The organism is Halomonas sp. SpR8, assembly GCF_031010195.1.
Classification (GTDB): domain Bacteria; phylum Pseudomonadota; class Gammaproteobacteria; order Pseudomonadales; family Halomonadaceae; genus Vreelandella.
This window is the reverse complement of record NZ_JAUAMC010000004.1, coordinates 107,792-129,099: the sequence shown is the minus strand read 5'-3', so window position 1 is coordinate 129,099 and position 21,308 is coordinate 107,792. Positions and strand designations below refer to the sequence as shown.

At 54.2% G+C, this 21,308-nt stretch carries 20 protein-coding genes; 11 read left to right on the top strand and 9 right to left on the bottom strand.

Annotated features, from left to right (window positions below; translation table 11 throughout):
- Positions 1 to 61: 61 nt before the first annotated feature.
- The gene (locus tag QT230_RS10000; RefSeq protein WP_308321538.1) at positions 62 to 1,114 is read right to left on the bottom strand and encodes a class I fructose-bisphosphate aldolase; all 1,053 of its coding nucleotides are present in this window, start codon (positions 1,112 to 1,114) and stop codon (positions 62 to 64) included.
- A gap of 257 nt (positions 1,115 to 1,371) precedes the next feature.
- On the opposite strand from QT230_RS10000, the gene QT230_RS09995 reads away from it, so the two are divergent.
- The 5 genes from QT230_RS09995 (at position 1,372) to QT230_RS09975 (ending at position 7,850) form a co-directional block, all read left to right on the top strand.
- Complete coding sequence (locus tag QT230_RS09995; protein WP_308321537.1) at positions 1,372 to 2,430, top strand: iron ABC transporter permease; 1,059 nt, start codon at positions 1,372 to 1,374, stop codon at positions 2,428 to 2,430.
- Positions 2,427 to 3,218: an ABC transporter ATP-binding protein gene (locus QT230_RS09990; RefSeq protein WP_308321536.1), complete on the top strand. Its 792-nt coding sequence runs from the start codon at positions 2,427 to 2,429 to the stop codon at positions 3,216 to 3,218. The genes QT230_RS09995 and QT230_RS09990 overlap by 4 nt, the downstream gene beginning before the upstream one ends.
- 15 nt (positions 3,219 to 3,233) lie before the next feature.
- Positions 3,234 to 4,364, top strand: coding sequence for an ABC transporter substrate-binding protein (locus tag QT230_RS09985; protein ID WP_308321535.1), 1,131 nt, complete (start codon positions 3,234 to 3,236; stop codon positions 4,362 to 4,364).
- Positions 4,365 to 4,414: 50 nt separating this feature from the next.
- Positions 4,415 to 6,547, top strand: a complete 2,133-nt coding sequence (locus tag QT230_RS09980; protein ID WP_308321533.1) for a TonB-dependent siderophore receptor — start codon at positions 4,415 to 4,417, stop codon at positions 6,545 to 6,547.
- Between the two features lie 676 nt (positions 6,548 to 7,223).
- Positions 7,224 to 7,850, top strand: coding sequence for a LysE family translocator (locus tag QT230_RS09975; protein ID WP_308321531.1), 627 nt, complete (start codon positions 7,224 to 7,226; stop codon positions 7,848 to 7,850).
- A gap of 4 nt (positions 7,851 to 7,854) precedes the next feature.
- On the opposite strand, the gene QT230_RS09970 is transcribed toward QT230_RS09975, so the two are convergent.
- Entirely contained in the window at positions 7,855 to 8,796 is a 942-nt protein-coding gene (locus QT230_RS09970) for a nucleoside recognition domain-containing protein (protein ID WP_308321529.1), read from the bottom strand.
- Between the two features lie 132 nt (positions 8,797 to 8,928).
- On the opposite strand from QT230_RS09970, the gene QT230_RS09965 reads away from it, so the two are divergent.
- Complete coding sequence (locus QT230_RS09965) at positions 8,929 to 9,399, top strand: Lrp/AsnC family transcriptional regulator (protein WP_308321527.1); 471 nt, start codon at positions 8,929 to 8,931, stop codon at positions 9,397 to 9,399.
- Positions 9,400 to 9,405: 6 nt separating this feature from the next.
- Here the strand turns inward: QT230_RS09965 and QT230_RS09960 are convergent, their stop codons facing one another.
- The 5 genes from QT230_RS09960 to QT230_RS09940 all read right to left on the bottom strand — a co-directional run bounded on the left by QT230_RS09960 (position 9,406) and on the right by QT230_RS09940 (position 14,517).
- Positions 9,406 to 9,861, bottom strand: coding sequence for an NUDIX domain-containing protein (locus QT230_RS09960; protein WP_308321525.1), 456 nt, complete (start codon positions 9,859 to 9,861; stop codon positions 9,406 to 9,408).
- A gap of 102 nt (positions 9,862 to 9,963) precedes the next feature.
- On the bottom strand, positions 9,964 to 10,599 hold the full coding sequence (locus QT230_RS09955; protein WP_308321523.1) for a YdcF family protein: 636 nt from the start codon (positions 10,597 to 10,599) through the stop codon (positions 9,964 to 9,966).
- 273 nt (positions 10,600 to 10,872) lie between these two features.
- Complete coding sequence (locus QT230_RS09950; protein WP_308321522.1) at positions 10,873 to 11,493, bottom strand: TetR/AcrR family transcriptional regulator; 621 nt, start codon at positions 11,491 to 11,493, stop codon at positions 10,873 to 10,875.
- A 92-nt stretch (positions 11,494 to 11,585) separates the two neighbouring features.
- Positions 11,586 to 13,082, bottom strand: coding sequence for a CoA-acylating methylmalonate-semialdehyde dehydrogenase (locus QT230_RS09945; RefSeq protein ID WP_308321520.1), 1,497 nt, complete (start codon positions 13,080 to 13,082; stop codon positions 11,586 to 11,588).
- Positions 13,083 to 13,143: 61 nt separating this feature from the next.
- Positions 13,144 to 14,517, bottom strand: a complete 1,374-nt coding sequence (locus tag QT230_RS09940; protein WP_308321519.1) for an aspartate aminotransferase family protein — start codon at positions 14,515 to 14,517, stop codon at positions 13,144 to 13,146.
- Positions 14,518 to 14,841: 324 nt separating this feature from the next.
- Here QT230_RS09940 and QT230_RS09935 point away from each other — a divergent pair, with 324 nt between their 5' ends.
- From QT230_RS09935 to QT230_RS09915, 5 genes are read left to right on the top strand one after another with little or no spacing between them, the layout of a single operon-like run.
- On the top strand, positions 14,842 to 15,096 hold the full coding sequence (locus QT230_RS09935) for a hypothetical protein (protein ID WP_308321518.1): 255 nt from the start codon (positions 14,842 to 14,844) through the stop codon (positions 15,094 to 15,096).
- Positions 15,097 to 15,098: 2 nt separating this feature from the next.
- Entirely contained in the window at positions 15,099 to 16,622 is a 1,524-nt protein-coding gene (locus QT230_RS09930; protein ID WP_308321517.1) for a sodium:solute symporter family protein, read from the top strand.
- 11 nt (positions 16,623 to 16,633) lie between these two features.
- Positions 16,634 to 17,485, top strand: a complete 852-nt coding sequence (locus tag QT230_RS09925; protein WP_308321516.1) for an FCD domain-containing protein — start codon at positions 16,634 to 16,636, stop codon at positions 17,483 to 17,485.
- An 18-nt stretch (positions 17,486 to 17,503) separates the two neighbouring features.
- Positions 17,504 to 18,778: a Zn-dependent hydrolase gene (locus QT230_RS09920; protein WP_308321515.1), complete on the top strand. Its 1,275-nt coding sequence runs from the start codon at positions 17,504 to 17,506 to the stop codon at positions 18,776 to 18,778.
- A gap of 2 nt (positions 18,779 to 18,780) precedes the next feature.
- Entirely contained in the window at positions 18,781 to 20,181 is a 1,401-nt protein-coding gene (locus tag QT230_RS09915; protein ID WP_308321514.1) for an amidase, read from the top strand.
- 18 nt (positions 20,182 to 20,199) lie between these two features.
- On the opposite strand, the gene QT230_RS09910 is transcribed toward QT230_RS09915, so the two are convergent.
- Both QT230_RS09910 and QT230_RS09905 read right to left on the bottom strand, forming a co-directional pair.
- Positions 20,200 to 20,502 carry an antibiotic biosynthesis monooxygenase gene (locus QT230_RS09910; protein WP_035560873.1) on the bottom strand — a complete coding sequence of 101 codons (303 nt, stop codon included), beginning with the start codon at positions 20,500 to 20,502 and terminating at the stop codon, positions 20,200 to 20,202.
- A gap of 144 nt (positions 20,503 to 20,646) precedes the next feature.
- Positions 20,647 to 21,285 carry an HAD family hydrolase gene (locus QT230_RS09905; RefSeq protein WP_308321513.1) on the bottom strand — a complete coding sequence of 213 codons (639 nt, stop codon included), beginning with the start codon at positions 21,283 to 21,285 and terminating at the stop codon, positions 20,647 to 20,649.
- Positions 21,286 to 21,308 lie beyond the last annotated feature (23 nt).

Genomic DNA, 21,308 nt, shown 5'->3' with positions numbered 1-21,308 from the left:
GAATAACAGCTGTTCAACGCCCTTCCTATTAACCAATCGCGTTCGATGCTAGACCGCGCTATCAGGCAACCGTCACGTCCGTAGAGAGATAGACATCCTGAATAGCGTGCAGCAGTTCAACGCCTTCTTGCATGGGTTTCTGGAACGCCTTACGCCCCGAGATCAAGCCCATTCCGCCAGCACGTTTATTGATCACCGCCGTGCGCACCGCTTCACCAAGATCGGAGTGCCCTTTGGAGCCACCGCCAGAGTTAATCAAACCAGCACGGCCCATAAAGCAGTTAGCGACCTGGTAGCGGGCCAAGTCGATGGGGTGATCAGTCGTCAGCTTGCTATAAACATTATCGTGGGTATGCCCGAAACCGACTGCTTTATAGCCGCCGTTATTCTCAGGCAGTTTCTGTTTGACGATATCCGCTTTAAGGGTTGCAGCCATATGGTTGGCTTGGCTGGTGAGGTCGGCGGCGGCATGATAATCGGTACCGTCCTGTTTGAAGGCCGGGTTGCGCAGATAGGCCCACAGCACGGTGACCATGCCCAACTGGTGGGCACGCTCAAAGGCTTCGCTGATCTCCATGATTTGCCGACGGCTCTCATGGGAGCCAAAGTAAATCGTCGCCCCCACCGCCACACAGCCCATATCGTGGGCCTGCTCCACATCGGCAAATAACGTCTGGTCGTATATCGCTGGGTAGCTCAGGGTCTCATTATGGTTAAGCTTGAGCATCATCGGGATTTTGTGGGCATAGCGCCGCACCACGGAAGAGAGAACCCCAAGCGTTGATGCGACGCCGTTGCAGCCCCCTTCAAGGGCAAGCTCAACGATATTGGCCGGGTCGAAGTAGCGCGGGTTAGGTGCGAAAGAGGCGCCCGCCGAGTGCTCAATGCCCTGATCCACCGGTAGCAGGCTAAGGTAACCGGTGCCCGCTAAGCGTCCATGGTTAAAGAAGCTCTGCATATTGCGCAATACCGCTGGGCTGCGGTCACTATCGGCCATGACGCGGTCAATAAAATCCGGGCCCGGCAGATGCAAGTCCTCACGACGAACACCCTGACAAGTGTGGTTAAGCAAACTCTCGGCGTCACTGCCTAGCAGAGCGGTTATATCGGTCATGCTGAACTCCTTATACTTATCTGTAACAAAAGGTAAGTGTAGGCCAGATACTGCTTCAATAAAGCCTAGCCCTTGAATAAAGCCCTAAGACCTTTAATAGAACATAGAGGAAGCAGCACGGCAATCAGGTAACCCGCGACGCCCCTGCGGTTGACAGCGCTACGACTAAAGGATGAAAATACGATCACGAATGAGTTTTAGTCGCAAATAAGACTAAACCTGTTAACTTTGTGTTCTCACCTGGAAACACCTTCATAATGCCCGCCCCTTCGCCGCTTGCTGCTCCGTTGGCATCCACCTATCGGCGCTTTATTGTTACTCGCCTAATGATCGTCGCAGGCTTAGCAATCGCGCTGGTGTTGTCACTGCTTGCCGATATTGCCACCGGCCCAGCGCCTATATCGCTTAATAAATTGATCATGCTGATTTTTGATGCGCAGTCCCAAGGGCCCATTCAGCAGGCCATTGTCTGGGAGATCCGCATGCCTGCGGCGCTCATGGCGGTGCTGGTAGGCGCCACGCTGGGCCTGGCCGGTGCCGAAATGCAAACGGTGCTGAATAACCCCTTGGCCAGCCCCTTTACCCTGGGCGTGGGTGCGGCGGCCACCCTGGGCGCATCGCTGGTGATTGTTTTTAACCTCACCCTGTTTGGTTTAAGTGCCCACTACGCCACCGCCTTAATGGCGTTTGTGTTTGCGGCGGCGTCGATTTTGACCATCAATGCGCTGTCGCGCCTCTACGGCGCCAGCCGCGAGATTATCGTGCTGTTTGGTATCGCGCTGGTGTTTGTACTCAATGCGCTGGTCGCGCTTTTGCAGCTCATCGCCAGCCCCGATGCATTACAGCAACTAGTGTTTTGGACGATGGGCAGCCTGTCCCGTGCTTCTTGGGAGACGGTGGCCATCGTCGCAGCAGTGCTGGCCGTTTGCCTGCCCTTTTCGCTACGCAGCGCCTGGGCAATGACGGCTCTGCGCTCGGGCGATGAACACGCGCGCAGCTTCGGCATTGCGGTTGAGCGGTTGCGGCTTATCTCGCTACTTAGAGTGAGCCTGCTTGCCGCCGCCGCGGTGGCGTTTGTGGGCACCATTGGCTTTATTGGGCTAGTTGGCCCACATATGGCTCGGCTGGCGCTGGGTGAAGATCATCGCTTTTACCTGCCGGGCAGCGCCCTAGCCGGGGCGCTGGTGCTTTCACTTGCTTCTATCGCTAGTAAAACGCTGGTTGATGGGCTAGTGCTGCCCGTCGGCTTGGTGACCTCGCTGGTGGGCATCCCCTTCTTTATGGCCTTGATTATACTGCAGGGGCGAGCGCGATGAGTGCAGGCTTTACGCTCAGCGATTTCTCTACCGGCTATCGCAAACGGCGCGTGTTTGAGCAGCTAAACCTGCCCACACTGCCACCCGGTTCGCTGGTCGCGGTGCTGGGGCCCAATGCGGTGGGCAAATCGACCCTGTTAAAAGCCGTTGCTGGCTTACAGCCTGCCAGCGGGCAAATGCAGCTTAACGATATCGACCTTGCCACCCTTAGCGGCGCCGCGCGGATGCGCCATGTGGGCTATCTGCCGCAAACGCTCCCTCAGGCCACCACCTTAGTCGCTTATGAAGCGGTACTTAGCGCCTGTCGGGCCGTACGCCCCGACCTCAGCCGACCACAGATAGACGCGTTAATCGAGCGGGTTTTCGATGCCCTGGCCATTCGTTCGCTCGCCCTGCGCCCGTTAAGCGAACTCTCCGGCGGCCAGCGCCAGATGGTCGGCCTGGCCCAGGCGATTGCCCGCCAGCCCGCGCTATTACTGCTGGATGAGCCCACCAGCGCGCTGGATTTGCGTTGGCAGCTGGCGCTGATCGATACCGTACGCGCAGTGATAGCGGAGCGTCAGGCGGTCTGCCTGATGGCGATTCACGATATCAACTTGGCCCTACGCTTCTGCGACCAGGTGCTGCTGTTTGGTAACGGCGGCCTGCTGGCCGCCGGCGACCCACACGACGCGATTACACCCGACGTCCTGCGCGCCGCCTACGGTGTAGAGGCGCGAGTAGAGCACTGCTCGCTAGGGCGGCCGGTGGTGCTAAGCGATCGCGTCAGCCATCTCTCTGCGAATTAACCCCAGGATACCGACATGCGCCGCTTGGCTATTAATTTGCTGTGTTGGATAAGTTTGTTAAGCGCTGCCGCATGCCTGGCGGGTGAGCCTGCTGAGAGTTTCCCTAAACAAGTCACCGATTTAGCAGGCCGCCAAGTGACCCTTTCAGCGCCGCCAACTCGCCTATTTCTTACCCAGCCGCGCCAGCTGTATGCCTTGGCAACGCTACTGGATGATCCGACACCGCGCTTAGCGGGCTGGGCTTATCCGCTGGCCATGTTTGACCCCGCCATGGCGCAACGCTTTGCCTCCCAGTGGCCTGCGTTGGATCGACTGCCAGCGCTTTCCAGCGCGCCGACACCTCAGCTCGATAGCGAAGCGCTGCTGAATCTGGCTCCGGATCTGGTGCTATTCGATCTCTCCCGCGTGGGTAGCGTAGAAGGCTCCCCGCTGGCAAGGCTGCTGGACGAGCTGGGTATTGCCTACCCGTTTATCGACTTTAACCGTCACCCGCTGGAGAATACGCCCACAAGCCTGGCCCTTTTAGGCCAGGCATTAAACGCAACGCCCCGGGCCAGCGCTATGATCGCCCTGATTGAGCAGCGCCTGGCGCGGATCGACCAGCGTTTGGCAGAGCGGCCTACCGACTCCCCCACCGTCCTCATCAATGTGGCACCCGGGGTCAAAGTTGACTGCTGTCGTACCAATCTACGCAACGGGCTAGCCGACTTAGTGGCGCGGGCGGGCGGCAATAACATCGCTGACGCGTTAACCCCCGGCGCATCGGCGACGCTAAGCAACGAGTGGGTGCTCAGCCACCCACCCGACGTCATCCTCAACACCGCGGGGCAGTGGTCGGCAGGCGATGGCTTGCGTGCCGGCCTCGGTGTCAGCGCCGACGATGTTGACCAGGACTTGCATCACCTTAGCCAATTGCTGCCCGGTTGGCAGCACCTCAACGCCGTTCAAGAAGGGCAGTTCTATGCCCTGTGGCATGGCTTCCACCAGGGCCCCTTCGCCATTGTCGCGCTGGAACGCATTGCCCAATGGCTCTACCCCGAACGCTTCTATGATCTCGACCCCGCCGCCACCTTCGACGCTTTGCTGCCCACCCCGTCAGCGCTAAGCCGCGAGGGGCACTTCTGGGGCGCACTCAACGCTCAATAACACTTACTTCCTCAACCCACCACTGACGACAAAAAGGATCTATACCACCCATGCTCTGCTCCCGAACCATTGCGCTGTTTTCGCCACTGCTACTGCTGAATCCGTTGCCCTATGCCTACGCGCAACAAGCCAACGAGCCCACTTCAGAAACAGTTTCAAAAACAGTTTCAAAAACACTGATCGTCACCTCGGATCGCCTTTCTGACGTAGCCCCGCAGAGCTATCGCGCCCAGCGTTCCAGTTTGGCCAACAAACAGCCGGTGTCGTTTCTGGAAGAAGCCCGCACTGTGGAAACCGTCACCGCCCAGGTAATGGCCGATCATAATATCGACAGCTTGAATGAGGCGATGGCGATGGTCGCAGGGGTGACCGAAGGCAACAATATGGGCGGCACCGAAGACGGCTTTATCAAGCGCGGTTTTGGTAGCAACAGCGATGGTTCGACGTTGATTGACGGCATTCGCCAGCCCCGCGGCACCTTCTCCATGGCAACGGTGGATCATGTCGAGGTACTCAAGGGCCCAGCCTCGCTCTTTCAAGGCCAGCAGGACCCTGGCGGGGTGATCAACCTGGTGACCAAACGCCCGGAGTACCAGTGGCAGCGCGAAATCAGCGCCGAAGCCACCTCTTTGGGCGGCGGCAATGCCAGCGTGGATGTCACCGGCCCGCTTGCCGATACCGGGCTGGCCTTCCGATTTATCGTTCACCATGAAGATGAAGACTCCTTTCGTGCTTTCGGTAATAACCGACGCACGATCGTTGCCCCTTCACTGCGCTGGGAAGGCATCGACAGTCGTGCGCAGATCTCTTATGAGTACCGCGACTACGACTTGGATCTGGATCGCGGCACGGTGATTGTCGACGGTGAGCCCGCCAAGGTGCCCAGCGACCGCCGTTTCGACGAACCCTGGTCACGGGTATTCGGTCACGACGAAGCCGTCACCGCCTGGTGGGAGCAGGATATTAACAACGACTGGTCGACAAGATTGACCTACGGCTGGAACCGCCGCCAGTACAGTGATGGCCAACCGCGGGTACTACGCGTAAATGAAGACACCGGCGCGCTAACCCGCCGTGCAGACGCCAATATCGGCTTTGACCGCCGCGTGCAATATACCGCCTGGGACACCACCGGCACCGCTACGCTGGCAGGAATGCGCCACGACCTCACTGTGGGGATTGATCACGAACGCCGCCGTGACTATGTGGCCGATGTGTATCGCGGCACGGCGGTCACCGACCAGAATATATACGACATGAGCTACGGTGGCCTGAATCTGGATAGCGATAGCCTTAACACTTCGCGTAGCAACCGCTTGGATGAGATTAATACCACCGGCGTTTACCTCAATGACCGCTGGCACTTCAACGACCGCTGGACGCTGGGTCTGGGCGGGCGCTACACCCACTACGAGCAGTTTAGTGGCCGCGGCCAACCTTTTGTTACCGAGACCGATATTAGCGACGATATTTTCCTGCCGTCGGTCAGCCTGCTGCATCGTCTAAGCCCGGGGACATCCGTTTACGCCAGCTACAGCGAAGCCTTTGTGCCTAATGGGGCCGACAGCGATACCGGCAAGGCGTTGGATCCTGAACACAGTATGGGCAGCGAAATCGGCGTTAAACACCTCTGGAATGACCAGTTCTCGATAGCCGCTGCGCTGTTTGATGTCCGTAAGGAAAATGTTGCCGTCTCCGACAACGGGGTCACCCGCACGGTAGGCGAAGCGGGCTCTCAGGGCGTGGAGCTAACAGTCTCTGGTCAGCTAACCGATCAGTTATCGCTGCTGGGGGCTTACGCCTTCACCGATACCGAGGTGCTCAAAGATACCGAAGGCACCGAAGGCAACGCGCTAACTAACGCCGCACGCCATACCGCCAGCCTCTACTTGGCGCACGACCTAACCACCGCGCCTGGGCTGGGCAACTGGCGCCTGGGTGGCGGTGTCCGCTATGTGGGCGAGCGCGAAGGCGACGCAGACAACAGCTTCCAGTTAGACGCCTACACCGTCGCCGATGCCTTTATCGGCTGGGACACCCCCTGGCTGGGCGATAATCTGCACCTGCAGCTCAATGCCAAGAATCTGTTCGACACCACTTACTACCCCTCAAGCGGCGGCAGCACGCGGGTGGTGGTGGGCGATCCGCTGGAAGTTAGCTTGCAGGCATCAGTTAAGTTTTAAGTGTTAATTTCTCGGCGCGACTACTTTCTCTTAATTAACCTTTGTGACAACTTTCATATATAAGAAAGATATCATGGACTTAATAGCAAGAGCGTGCCGATGAAATGTACCGCATGCCAACAAGGGAACTTAGCCTTCAGCTTTATAGATGCTCTTTTCCGCAGTCATACTTGCGACAACTATGGAGACAATTGGATCTTGACCGAAGATTACATAAGCTGGAAAGAGCTTCATCCTGAACCCATATTTAATAATGGAGGTCTTCTATCAAAAGCATTATTAAGTCGATGCCATTCATTGCTAGGAACTTTCGCTCTGTTAGCAACGCCGAGAAAAACTACAGCATCTTCTAGCGAAATCAATTCAGACATCGGTTTTTAAGAGCTATCTTGCAAAACCAATAGCGAATGCCTTACAAAATTAGGCGCTTCCCACTGAAATACTGGCAATCTCAAGCAAATCGAGCGGACTTGAGAGCATGCCGAGATTATAGAACCAGACGGGTGATATACTCGCAACCTGAACGAAGAGCCACTGCCAAAAGAGATATCAGAGGCGTGCAGAGTAGCTTGCTAATTCACAGAATCTCTAAATTACAACTTTGAGTCGTCGACACGGATGTTATCCAGTAAAATTAACGCAATGGAACATTTCGACCTCATCAGGAGATGCGCCCATGCCGCTTTCCACTTGGCTGCTTTTTGTTGCCGTTGCAATGGTCAGTATTGCTAGCCCTGGCCCCGCGTTTTTGGTCGCGGTACGCAACGGCATGGCAGGAGGAGCCAAGCGTGTGGCGCTATCATCGCTGGGCAATATCACCGGCTTACTCATACTGGCGAGTGCGGCTGTATTAGGGTTAGGCATGGTACTTAATGCCTCAGAGGTGCTGTTTAGCCTGATTAAACTGGGCGGCGCGGCTTACTTGATCTATCTGGGCATTCGTCAGTGGCGTAGCCGAACCTCCCTTGCGGTTTCCGCTAAAACCACTAAACCGACACCCAGGTGGCGCACCTATAGTGAAGGCGCACTGGTGGCCGTGAGCAACCCTAAAGCGATTCTGTTCTTTACCGCCCTGTTTCCACAGTTTTTGGATACACAGCGTGCCTTGCTGCCCCAGTTTTCGCTTATGGTGGGCACCTTTATGGCGCTCTCCTTCGCCGTTTTAATGATCTATGGCGGGCTCGCAAAACACCTCTCCCGTTGGCTGAGCAGTGCTTCACGGGTGAAGTGGGTTAATCGCATGATAGGCAGTGCTTTTATCGGATTAGGCGTCTCTATTTTACGTTTACGGCAGCCCGTTTAGCTGCCTATTTAATATTCACCGTGGCTTTAGGCCAACGGGCAATGATCGCTGTGACAACAACAGCAAACAGCAGCCGTGCCCATAAGATGCCCGTTATATCGGCTCCAAGCATTAAGATCAGCAGCGTATCTTCTATAACGCTATGGCAGAGGCCGAGAAAACACAGCGCTAGCGTGCTGTCGCGCTTGCTAAGCACCCCGTTTTGCACGTCACGAATCAGCAGCCCTGCGCCATAGCTTAATCCCAGCGTGAAACCAATGACCGTCACATTCGCTGCCGAGCGGCCAATGCCTAATAGCTTAAGTAGCGGTAGCAAGCAAAGATGAATCCATCGCTCCAGGCCAAGTTTTTTCAGAAGTTTTAACAGCACAATCAGCACTAAAATAATCACAAAAATAAGCGCTAATGTTTCAAACTGAGCAACTGCCCAACCGCTTAGCGTTGGCGCTGTCGACAAGCTTGGATGCCATACCAATGCTGCAGGCGCTTGCAACAAGCCAAAATACGAATAGAAGCAGTGTAAGAGCCAAGCAAACAGCAAAGCCCCGCCGACACGCAAGACTAACGTGGCCCACCAAGGCACTCCCGCCCGCTTGGCAACCGCTCCCTCCACAGGAATCGAGTGCCCTATCAGCATTAACGCCCCAAGCACCGTTACTTGCTCAACACTCAAGGGCGTATCACCGGCTACTTGAAGAAACACCGCAATAGCGGTGTACAAGTTGGTAAAGAGCGCCGCCGCCCATACAAGGCCCATTTGTTCGGGCAGGCCAAGTACGCTCATTAAAGGGGCCAGTACCGTTCCCAACCAATCGACAATACCCAACAACTCTAATCCTTTGACGATAAGCAACGCCGGAATCAGGATTTTGAGTAGCGTCACGTATACGCGCAGCGCGTCTTTGAGAACACTACATAAACCATCCAATAGGTGATAAATGCTCATACGCATCTAGCTCTCCATTGCCATCGTCTGAATAATCGTTATGGTAAAGGAGACAGTGCAGAATCTTCTTTTCAATACCGCACTAACAATCACTATTCGTTCTTTATAAGCATAGAAAGAGAATTTTATTTCATGGACGCCATTGATCGACGAATCCTTGACCAGCTACAGCGTGACGCCAGCCTGACCAATCAAGCGTTAGCGGACGAGATAGGGCTCTCTCCCTCTGCCTGTTTAAAGCGGGTTAAGCGGTTGCGCGATGCGGGAATCATTGAGCGTGAGGTGGCACTACTCAACCCTAACGCCCTTGGGCAGTGCCTGCATATGGTGGTGGAGGTGACGATGGAGCGGGATAATAAGTCGCTCTACCAGCGCTTTTTAACATCAGCGCTGAGCGCCCCTGAAGTGAAGCAGTGCTATCAGGTGACCGGCGAGTGTGATTTTGTGTTGATTGTGACGGTGGCTGATTTAGATGAATACGACCGCTTCTGCGATCGCGTCCTGTATGGCGATGACAACCTGCGCAAGTTCCGCACGTTAGTGTCGCGTAAGCGGCATAAGTTTGATACGTCGGTACCGATGGAAAGCATACTCTCTACATAGCGAGATTTACTCTTCTGGAACGATGGGGTACGTCTGCCAGCCGGCTGGCGACTCATCGCCCTGCCAGTGTGCAAATACCGCTTGGCTTGCCGGAAATAACGGGGAGGGAAGCGCACTGGGGCTGAACCAGCGCCATTCAGTGAATACTGCTGGCTCAAGCACGAGTGCTTCAGCATCCTGCTCCACGTTAGCGAGTACTGCCCCTGTCACGATAGAGGCTGCGCTACTTAAGTTCTGGGTTATCGCCAGCAACTTTGGACGCTGCAGCCCGGAAATGCCCGTTTCTTCTGCAATTTCGCGAACAGCCGCTGCTTCAAATGACTCCCCCGCATCAACATGGCCACCCGGCAAACACCAGCTTGGCGATTCACCGAGCTTATCGCGGTAGCCAAGCAGCACAGCTCCATCAGGCCGGACAAGAATAGCGCCAACGCCGATTATCGATTGCTCTATGCTGCTCATCACTGGTTCCTTTTTTAATCTGCCTGATAAATAAGATGGGCTTATAGGTCTCCTTACCGAGGCTAACATTAGTACTGTGATTTGATCTACATGTGCTACCAATCATTTCACTAAATGTCTATCAAAGCCGCGTTTAATTAAACTATCCCATGCTTCATAAATATCACTTGGTATATTTTCTTTAGTTTGGAACCCTTTTTCAGAATATACAATTAAACGATGAATATCGCCGACCATCTCATCAATCAATCCTAACACTCCAACCACTTGCGAAGCATCATTTGGGTAGTCTAAATCTGGTGCATCTGTATAAAAATTTATACCTTTCCATTGAATGGGAATTGTACGATATATTCTACGCAAAGAATTTGGCTTGGATATAAATAAAACATTATTAACATCTGGTAACATTTTTCTTGAAAAGTAAATATTTTCTGCCGTATTGGTAGCTTTATTTTCAATGCATATCTTTTCTTTAGAAACACCTAACTCTTTAGCCCGATTAGCAAAAACCACCGCTTCTGGCTCGTCCCACAAGTGTTTTGTCCAATTCCCTGTTAATCCAGAAAAAATCATGGCCTTTGGTAATTTATTATTAAAAACATGGCAAGCATAATCACAAACACGGAGGTCATAAGAGCAACAGACCACAATCAGGTCAATAGCCTCCATGGAGTAAGATCTCATATTTAGATAAGAATATAGTTTTTTAGCTAATTTAAGTGTGGATGTTGCCATATCATATCCCCTTAGGATTTTTGAACAATTCTGACGATAATTAGTGAGAACGGTCAAAGGAGCTCTCACTGATTCGACACTGCTCAATGAGATGTCGGACGACTAACTTCCGGTCTACAAGCGCTGCTACCTTCTTTGGTAACATGTCCTGCATGCCCCAGCTTCCAGCGGTTTGTCGGCCAGAAGCTTTTCATAGCGAGATCTCCATCAATTAAGATTAGAAAATCTCATCCGAGTTCATGCTGCGAGTTTTGGTGTGATACGACCTGAACTCTACACCGTCAGCCCAATGCCCCGTAAAATCACCGTGGTCACTGACTGCACGGCTTTTTCGAACTGCAGGTCGTCAAGCGGTTGGTCGTCATTGAGCAGGTAGATTTGGTAGTCGAAGTCGGCATAGTGCTGGGTGGAGGCCCAGATCATATAAAGCAGGTAGGAAGGCTCGACGGGGTTGATTTGGCCAGACTCCACCCATTCACGAATTTTCGACTCTTTAAGCTTGGCCCATTCGTAGAGGTTGTCGCGCAGGCGCTCTTTCAGAATCGGTGCGCCCTGCATCACCTCGGCCGCCCATATTTTAGAGCCATGAGCACGATTGCGGGAGTGGTTCATCTTGGCGCGGATATAGGTGGAGAGCACCACGCGGGGGTCATCGTAGAGCTCGAAGCAGAGCGCGTCCTGCTTCCAGACCTCTAGAAGCTCCAGCAATACGTCCTGGTACAGGGCCTTTTTGGTCGAAAAGTAATAGTGCACGTTGGACTTGGGAATATCGGCCATCTGGGCGATTTCCCCCATGGAGGCACCGGCGTAGCCTTTTTCGGCAAATAGCTGCTCCGCCGCTAAGAGAATCTTCTTAACGTTGGTCTGGCGAATTTCGTCCTGGGTTCTTGCCACGCTGCATTCGTCCCTTACATCGAAGATAGGCACTAAAAAAGCACCGTCGCAGAGCGACGGTGCTGAGAAGATGTCCTATTTACCCTGGAACGTCAACTTTGATTGGCGGGGAAAGAGAACTCCGCCCGGGTCGCTTCGCTTACTGACGGCCAGCGCTGGGAAACCGCTTTGCGGCGGGTATAGAAACGCACTGAGTCAGGGCCGTAGGCGTGAAGATCGCCAAACAGCGAGCGCTTCCAGCCGCCAAAGCTGTGGTAGGCCACCGGTACCGGCAGCGGCACATTGACTCCCACCATGCCCACTTCAACGCCATCGGTAAAGCGTCGGGCGGCTTCGCCATCACGGGTGAACAGGCAGGTGCCATTGCCGTATTCGTGGTCGTTAATCAGTTGCATGGCGTCGTCCAGGCTGCCGACCCGTACCACGCACAGCACCGGCCCGAAGATCTCTTCTTGATAGATGCGCATCTCGGCGGTGACGTTATCGAACAGGCAGCCACCCACGAAGTAACCTTCCTCGTAACCGGCGACTTGCAGATCACGACCATCGGCGACCAGCGTAGCCCCGGCGTTTACACCATCTTCGATAAAACTAAGTACTTTATCGCGGTGCTCAGCCGTCACCAGCGGCCCCATATCCAGATCTTTTTTGGTGCCAGGGCCAACTTTTAACTGTGCGATTTTAGGCAGCATGGTCTCGACTAAGCGATTGGCCGTTTCATCGCCAACGCAAACCGCCACCGAGATCGCCATGCAGCGCTCGCCGCAACTGCCAAATGCTGCGCCCATGAGCGTATTGGCGGCGTTCTCTAGGTCAGCATCGGGCAGCACGACGGCGTGGTTCTTCGCCCCGCCCAAGGCCTGAACGCGTTTGCCAGCGGCGGAACCGCGTGAGTAAATCGCTTCCGCTACGGGGGTTGAGCCCACAAAGGAAATAGCTTTTACGACCTTGGCATCCAGCAGCGTTTCCACAGCCTCACGCCCGCCATGAACCACATTCATCACGCCTTTGGGTAGCCCGGCTTCTTGAAGCAGCTCCGCCACTGCCATCGCCGCTGAAGGGTCTTTCTCGGAAGGCTTGAGGATAAAGGTATTACCGCAGGCAATCGCCATGGGATACATCCACAGCGGCACCATGGCAGGGAAGTTAAACGGGGTAATGCCCGCCACCACGCCTAACGGCTGAAAGTTAGACCACGCATCAATGCCCGGCCCAACGTTGTGAGAGTACTCGCCTTTGAGCAGTTCCGGCACGCCACAGGCGTACTCAACGTTCTCGATGCCACGCTTGAGTTCACCCATGGCGTCTTCGGGGGTTTTGCCATGCTCTTCGCTGACCAGTTGCACCAGGCGGTTAGCGTTATCTTCGAGCAGCTGCTTAAAGCGGTACATCACCTGGGCGCGCTTGGCGGGCGGGGTATCGCGCCAAGCGGGGAAAGCCGCCTGGGCAGCGGCAATCGCACGCTCTACATCGGCGGCATTGGCATCCGCTACTTGGCGAATCACCTTGCCAGTTGAGGGGTTGGTGACATCCAGCGTGCGCTGGCTTTGGACTAATTCACCGTTAATCAGGTGGGAAACATTACTCATATTCAAACTCTCTAAAATTTAGTTCAGTCGCTTTCGCCAACGAAGTCTATGTCCGCGGCTCTTAGGCCAACGAATCCAAGGTGGTCGCCACCGCATCAAACAGCCGCTCTAACTCTGCCTCGGTGGTGCCAAAGGGAGGGCCAAACTGTAGGGTGTCGCCGCCGTAGCGCACATAAAAGCCCGCTTCCCAGAGCGCCATATGCGCATCTCGGGGGCGAATCGTTGGGTCGCCGTCCCGGGGCGTTAGCTGAATAGCGCCAGCCAAGCCGTAGTTGCGAATATCAACAATATGGTTGCGGCCTTGCAGGGCATGCAGCTTTTTCTCAAAGGCGGGCGCAATAGCGCTAACCTGGGCGGGGAAATTCTCACGCTCCATCATCTCAAGCGCAGCCAACCCTGCCGCACAAGCCACCGGGTGGGCGCTGTAGGTGTAGCCATGGGGAAACTCCACGGCGTGCTGGGGGCCACCGGCGTGCATAAAGGTGTCGAAAATCTCGCTGGAAGCGATCACTGCGCCCATAGGAATGGCGCCATTGGTGATCTGCTTGGCTACATTCATGATATCCGGCGTGACGCCAAAAGCCTCGGCGCCGGTAGTCGCGCCACTGCGACCAAAGGCGGTGATGACTTCATCAAAAATCAGCAGAATATCGTGGGCGGTGCAGATCTCGCGTAGCCGATCCAGGTAGCCTTTTGGCGGCACAATGACGCCTGCAGAGCCGGACATCGGCTCAACAATCACCGCGGCAATGGTGGAGGCATCATGGAGCGCGATTTGATCGAGCAGCGCATCGGCAAGCTCGGCACCGGTTTCAGCTTGACCACGGGAGTAGGCATGGCCCGCCTGCAGGGTGTGCGGCAGGTGCGTTACATCCATCAACTGGCCGTAGTGTTTACGATTACCACCAATACCGCCCAGGCTGGTGCCGCCGATATTCACCCCGTGATAGCCCTTGGCACGGCCGATCATACGGGTTTTCTCAGGTTTCCCTTTCAGCCGCCAGTAGGCCTTGGCCATCTTGACCGAGGTATCGGCGGCTTCTGAACCCGAGTTGGTGAAGAACACATGATCAAGCCCAGCAGGCGTCAGGCTAGCGACCTTTTCCGCCAGTTTGAATGCCAGCGGATGAGCAAGCTGAAAACCGGGGGCAAAGTCGAGCGTGCCGAGCTGCGCCGACACAGCCTTTTGGATCTCTTCGCGATTGTGGCCCGCGCCGCATGTCCACAGGCCTGACAGCGAATCAAACAGCTTCCGCCCCTGATCATCAATGTAGTAGCGCCCTTCCGCCCCGGCGATCACCCTCGGGTTAGCATGAAAATCGCGATTAGCACTAAACGGCATCCAGTAGTGCTGATTAAGTGCCGTTTTTGCAGGCGTATCTTGTAAAGAAGAATCCGAGGTTTGCGGCTTCGTTTTGCTTTTTATTCCAAACATGGTGTCCAGCTCCATCGTATGTGGCATGACCTCAGCATGCGCCACTGAACACGTTTATAAAATTACCCTCTTCTTTTGTTCACGTTAGAGAATCTATACGTAATAGAGCCGCGTTGAAGATCTCTTAACCTTGACGTCGATTAAAAAAGCACCTATCCATTATATTTATACGAATAAATACAACAAATCAGTGGAACACGCCCAAACAGTACTCGGCACCGATTACGTTGCTTCAACAAGCGATGTGATTCGTCACCGCATGCTGGAAATACTGCTCACAAATTCAACACAAACAGTTCAACGTAAATAAAGGGCTAACTCGCTATGAAATATTTAACCCCGCTAAAGCTGTCGATTTATGGCGGCATGCTTTTCAGTTTTTTTATGCTGGAAAGTCCCTTCATTATGCTAGCTAACCGCATAGAGCCCATGGTGATGGGTATCCCCTTTCTGTTGGTGTGGAACTTGTTTTGGTGGTTTGTGATAACGGCGCTGTTTTTGGTGGCCTACTTCACCAATTGGGGCAGCCCCGTACCAACAACTGCTCACGCCACTGAACAGCCATCGCAAGGGGATTAACCATGACCGGTAGTTTATTAATTATTGCGGCCTTTATGATTATCCCCTTGATGGTGGGGATTTTATCGGCGCGGCAATCGCAAGAAACCAGCGAAGACTTTTTCGTTCAAGGTCGCGCCATGGGCAGTATTGCGGTGTTTTTCACCGTGGCGGCAACCTGGTGGAGTGCCTTTGCGTTCCTCGGTTCTAACGCGACCTTTTATACCAACGGGCCGGTATTTCTTACTGCGTTAGCCTGGAACCTGCTGTTTGGCTTTATGTACTACTGGATCGGTAAGCGGGTTTGGTTTTTAGGCAAGCGATTCAATTATTTAACACCTTCAGACTTAATTGGCGACTTTTATAACAGCGAGGCGCTGCGCATTACCGTTGCCGCTATTACGCTGATTTTCACCGTGCCTTATTTGCAGATTCAGCTAACCGGGGGCGCCTATTTAATCGAAGTCGCCTCCGGTGGCTTGATTCCTTTCTGGCTCGCCGCGCTGCTGTTCTACTTCATTATTATTATCTACGTATGGATTGGCGGCATCCGCGCCATCGCCTGGACAGACGTTATTTATGGCGCACTGCTGTTCTTCGGCATGCTGTACGCGGGCTACTACATTTCCACCCAGGTAGGTGGGCCAACCGCTCTCTTTAGTCAGCTACAGCAAACCTCTCCTGAGCATCTCACCATGCCAGGACCTAACGGCACGATGGGCTACCCTATGTGGTTCTCGCTGTTTGCCATTACCACTATTGGTGCCTTTATGGGCCCGCAAATCTGGCTGCGCATGTACTCGGTCAAACACGGCAAGCTGTTTAACTTAATGCCCTTTTTGCTGGGCTTGGCCGCCTTTGCTTATGTGGGATCGGTGCTGTCTGGCTACTCCGGCGTGCTACTTGAGCCCAATGTAGAAAATGCCGATCAAATCCTGCCCATCATGTTGATGGAGTATGCCCCTTACCTGCTTGCCTCGTTGATTATGGCAGCAGGCGCTTCGGCCGCGATGTCCACGGCTAACTCGCAGATTCACGCGGTATCCACCGTGGTCACGATGGATATCTACAAACGCTATGTAAACCGTGAAGCGAGCCAGGCACGTATTGTTTATATCGGTCGTCTATCGCTGGTGGGCTTCTCTCTGGCGGCTTATATCATGGCGCTTACCGTACCCGGCGTACTGGTCACCATTGGTATTGCGGCACTAGCAGGCACCGCACAACTGGTGATTCCCACCATCGGTGCCATCACCTGGAAAAAGGCCCACCCCACCGCTGCGCTCGCCGGGTTATGGGCTGGCGTTGCCTGTGTACTACTAATGACCTTTGGCCCGCTAAGCGCTCCCTTTGGCTACCACGCGGGTATTTGGGGCCTATTGCTGAATGCTGCGCTGTTTGTTGGCTTAAGCCATGCGCTGCACCGTCGCGATACAGCAGTAGTGGAACGTTTTACCCAGGCACGCTACGACTACGATGCTGAGTACCACCCTGAACGTTTACCCGCCTATACCCAAGAAGTGACCAGCAGCGCTAACCACAGATAAGGAGTGTGTTGATGACGCAAGCCCCTGTTACAAAAACAGTTTCAACCTCTGGCCCAGCCTCAAGTCGCCGACCCAAACTCGCCGAGCTGATCAGCGACGATATCAAGCGCTGGATTGCCGCCGAGTCATTAGGGGAAGGCGACCGGCTACCGAACGAAAAAGCGCTGATGGAGCTTTACGGTAGCGCCAAGGCCACCGTGCGCGAAGCGCTTAAGATCCTTGAGGTTGAGGGGCTTATCACTTTAAAAACCGGGCCTAAAGGGGGCGCGGTGATCAACCAGCCAGGCATGGAGCCCGCCAGCCGCATGCTGCGCAACTTTCTGCATTTCCAGCAACTAAATGGCAAGCAGGTATATCAGCTGCGCAAGCTATTGGAAGTAGAGCTTGCGGCGTCAGTGGTGGGAAGGCTCACCGATCACGATTTCCAGCAGTTGGAAGCCAATGTATCGGCCTGTGCGTGCTGCGGGGGCGAGGAGGATCATCGCCACCAGCGCTTTTTAGAGCTGGAGTTTCACCAACTGCTGGCCCGTGCCTGCCCTAACCCGTTACTCGCGTTTATGTGCCAGTTTTTAAACGACATGCTGCGTGATTTGGTAGTGATCAAAAAAGCATACGTGCCCGAGCGTAAGCAATTCGATCACGCCAACCAGGACTATCACCGACAGTTGATAGAGGCTTACCGCACTGAAGATGCCCAACGGGTGCGTCAGGTAATGGCCGAGCATATGGCCGATGCCGAGCATCATATGAGCGCGCTGGAAGCGGAAATGGCTGAACAGATGCTGATCAGCAACGAATCTCCCAACCTTCAGAATCACCGTTCCAAGCTACACGACTTACCGACGGAAAATGCGTCCGTCTAATCTTGCGAGGGGAGTTAAATGAATACCTACGTTAAACCAACCAATAATATCACCGACCTACGAACCGCCAGCGACCGCCTATGGGAGTCGCTGATGGAGATGGCCAAACTGGGCGCCACTCCCAAAGGCGGGGTCAACCGTCAAGCGCTTACCGATTTAGAACGCCAGGGACGCGACCTGTTTATTCAGTGGTGTCGCGCCGAGGGCTGCACGGTTCGGATTGATAATATCGGCAATATCTTTGCCCGCCGGGAAGGCAGCGACCCCAACGCCAAAACAGTCATGTCGGGCAGCCACTTGGACAGTCAGCCAACCGGCGGCAAGTATGACGGCTGCTTCGGCGTGCTCTCCGGCCTGGAAGTCATTCGCACCCTTAACCAGCACAACATTACGACGCAATCCCCCATCGAAGTGGTCGCCTGGACCAATGAAGAAGGTTGCCGCTTCCCTCCTTGCATGATGGGTTCCGGGGTATTTAGTGGTGTGTTGGAATTTGACGCCATGCTAGCGCGCACCGACGCCTATGGTGTCACGGTCAGCGATGCGTTAGATGCCATTCATTACCGCGGCAACGATGAAGTCTCACCAAGCGAGATCAAAGCCTACTTTGAACCGCACATTGAACAAGGCCCTATTCTTGAAGATACCGACACCACCATTGGTGTGGTTATCGGTGGGCTTGGCCAGAAGTGGTTTGATTTAACCCTGACCGGGCTTGAAGCCCATGCAGGCCCTACCCCGATGAGCTTACGCCGCGATGCCCTAATGGGTGCTGCGGAAGTTACTCAGGCGCTCAACCGTATTGCCTTTGATCATCAGCCCCACGGGCGCGGCACGGTGGGCTGCATGACCCTGCATCCTGGTTCGCGCAACGTGATTCCCGGCCAGGTCAAAATGACTCTGGATATGCGCCACTGGGAGCCAGAAGCCCTTATCGCAATGGGCCAATCCGTTGCCGCTGCTGTTGAGGAAATCTGCCAACATCACGGGTTAGAGTACGAGCTAACTCCCACCGCAGATTTTGCACCTGAACACTTCAATGAAGCGTGTGTTGATGCGGTTCGCCAAGGTGCGGAGAAACTCAATCTCTCGCATATGGATATCATCAGCGGCGCTGGCCACGATGCGATGTTTGTCAGCCGCGTGGCTCCCGCCGCGATGATCTTTATTCCCTGCAAGGATGGCATCAGCCACAACGAAATTGAGAGCGCCACACCTGAACACGTTCACGCTGGCTGTAACGTTTTACTGCACGCGATGCTTGAAGCGGCCGGTGTCGAGGATGGTGAATAATCATGGCTGACTCCTTTGCAACCCTAACGGCCGTCGAGGCACTGGCCCGTTTCGGCGAGGGCTCGCTCTCGCCGGAGTCACTGGTCGAGGACTGCTTGGCACGGATTGAGCGGCATAACCCCAAGGTCAATGCGTTTACCTGCGTTAACGATGTAGAGGCTCGACGCCTGGCCGCAGAGTCGGCTAGACGCTGGCAGGCAGGCACGCCCTGCGGCACGCTGGATGGCATACCCATTACCATTAAAGACCTCACCTTAACCAAAGGTTTGCCCACGCGCCTAGGCTCGACTACCACCTCGGCAGATGGCCCCTGGGAAGTAGACGCCCCAATCAGCCGCCACCTGCGCAACGCCGGGGCCATCGTGATCGGCAAGACCACCTCGCCTGAGTTTGGCTGGAAAGGCGTCACCGATAACCCGCTGCACGGCATTACCCGCAACCCTTGGAACACTGAACTCACCCCAGGGGGCTCATCCGGTGGCGCAGCCGCAGCCGCAGCGCTCAATTTGGGTTTGCTTCACCAGGGCAGCGACGCGGGGGGCTCCATCCGCATTCCATGCAGTTTCACCGGCACCTTTGGCATTAAGCCCACCTTTGGCTGGGTGCCCCAGTGGCCCGCCAGCGCCATGAGTACACTCTCCCACCTGGGGCCGATGACCCGCACCGCCGCCGACAGCGCGCTTATGCTTAGCGTGATGGCGCAGCCGGATGTGCGGGATGGCTATTCCGGCAACCCACTCGGGCCAGACTGGCGAACGCCACCCCCTGCTGACCTACGCGGCTGGCGCATCGCCTTTAGCGCTGATCTTGGCTATGTAGAGGTAGCCCCGGATATTGCCCAGCAAGTTGAGGAGGCCGTTGCCCATTTAGAAGCACTGGGCGCGACCGTAGAACGCGTAGATCCTGGCTTTAGCGATCCAATTAAAACCTTTAATACCCTCTGGTTTGCGGGTGCTACCCAAGCGATCGAAAAACTCACCGAACAGCAGCAGGCAGCGCTCGACCCAGGATTTCTGGATATTGCCAGACGTGGGCAGGATGTATCGCTTTCCGCCTACCTCGCCGCCCGGCGTGAGCGCAGCGAATTAACGGCGCAGATGGCGGCGTTTCATAAGCGCTATGATTTGCTGGTCACGCCTACGATGCCCATTGCACCCTTTGCCGCGGGCCACAATGTGCCGCTAAGCGGGCGCTATAAAGACTGGATGGACTGGACGCCGTTTAGCTACCCCTTCAACCTTACCCAACAGCCCGCTGCATCGCTGCCTTGCGGGCTGGATAACCAGGGGCTGCCGGTAGGTCTGCATCTTGTAGCAGGCAAACATCAAGACCTTAAAGTGCTGCATGCCGCTCAACTGCTGGAGCGCTACTTGCCGCCTTTGACACCGCCGGGGGTGGTATAAGCGTTAATAAAATTAGACTTACAACACCACTTCATAACCCTCAAACTTGGGTGGGCCAAGGTAGATGCCTTCCGGCGCCTTGGCATTAGCATGAGCTTTTCGGAACGCGTCTGACTTTGTCCAGTCGCGGAAGGCCTCTTCCGACTCCCACACGCTGTGGGAGATAAACACGGTGTGGTCTTCCTGGCTTTCGCCTTGCAGCATCTTAAATTGCTTGAAGCCCGGCACTTCATCCAGGTGGGAATCACGGTTGCGCCACACCTCTAAAAAGTCCTCTTCGCGGCCTGGAGCAATCCTAAAACGGTTCATAGCGATATACACTGTTAATCTCCTACTGTTGGATCCTGCTGGGTTGATTACGCAAACGTAACCTTGATGGTAACGTCATGGTTTGGTGACGAATAGGCTTTACAGTTAATGGAATTCCCCTAATAATTCAAGATAGAGCCTTCCAGAGGAAAAAATTTAATTTAACAAACCACGCGTTGTAAAATCTTCCAAGAGCTTGGTATGGTTTTTAAAAAGAACCGCATCAATATCATTATCATTAGCACTTTTGACATTATCTTCACGATCATCGATGAAAACAATATCGTCTTTACCGCAACCTAAAAACTCCAACATTTTAAAAAAAGCATCGGCATTAGGTTTGACAACCTTATGCTCAAAAGATAGAAACTTCTTTTCGAATAAATTATCAACATTCGGGAAGGATTGTATTTTCTCCCAATGCGTTTGGTCGATATTTGACATGCAAGCTTGGCGAAAACCACGTTGAGACAATAGCTTAATTAACAATACTGTTTCATCTTTTTCGCCGACCAATATCCTTTTCAGCAAACTCTCTATTTCACGCTCAGAAATATCGCTACTTATTGCACTCTTTATTTCATAAATATAATCTTTTTTTGTTATTAACCCAGCGACGGCTTTTTCGGTAAGGCTGTAATTCGAAGGAGATACATTAAATTCCTCGCGAATTAGCGGAAGTAACTCTGACTTATCAATATTAAATTTCTCAGTGGCATCATCCATCATGCCGCGGAAATCCAAGTCAATAACAACACCCCCAAGATCCCAGACAACCCATTGAGGAACTTTCATTTATTCACTCCCTAGTTGACACT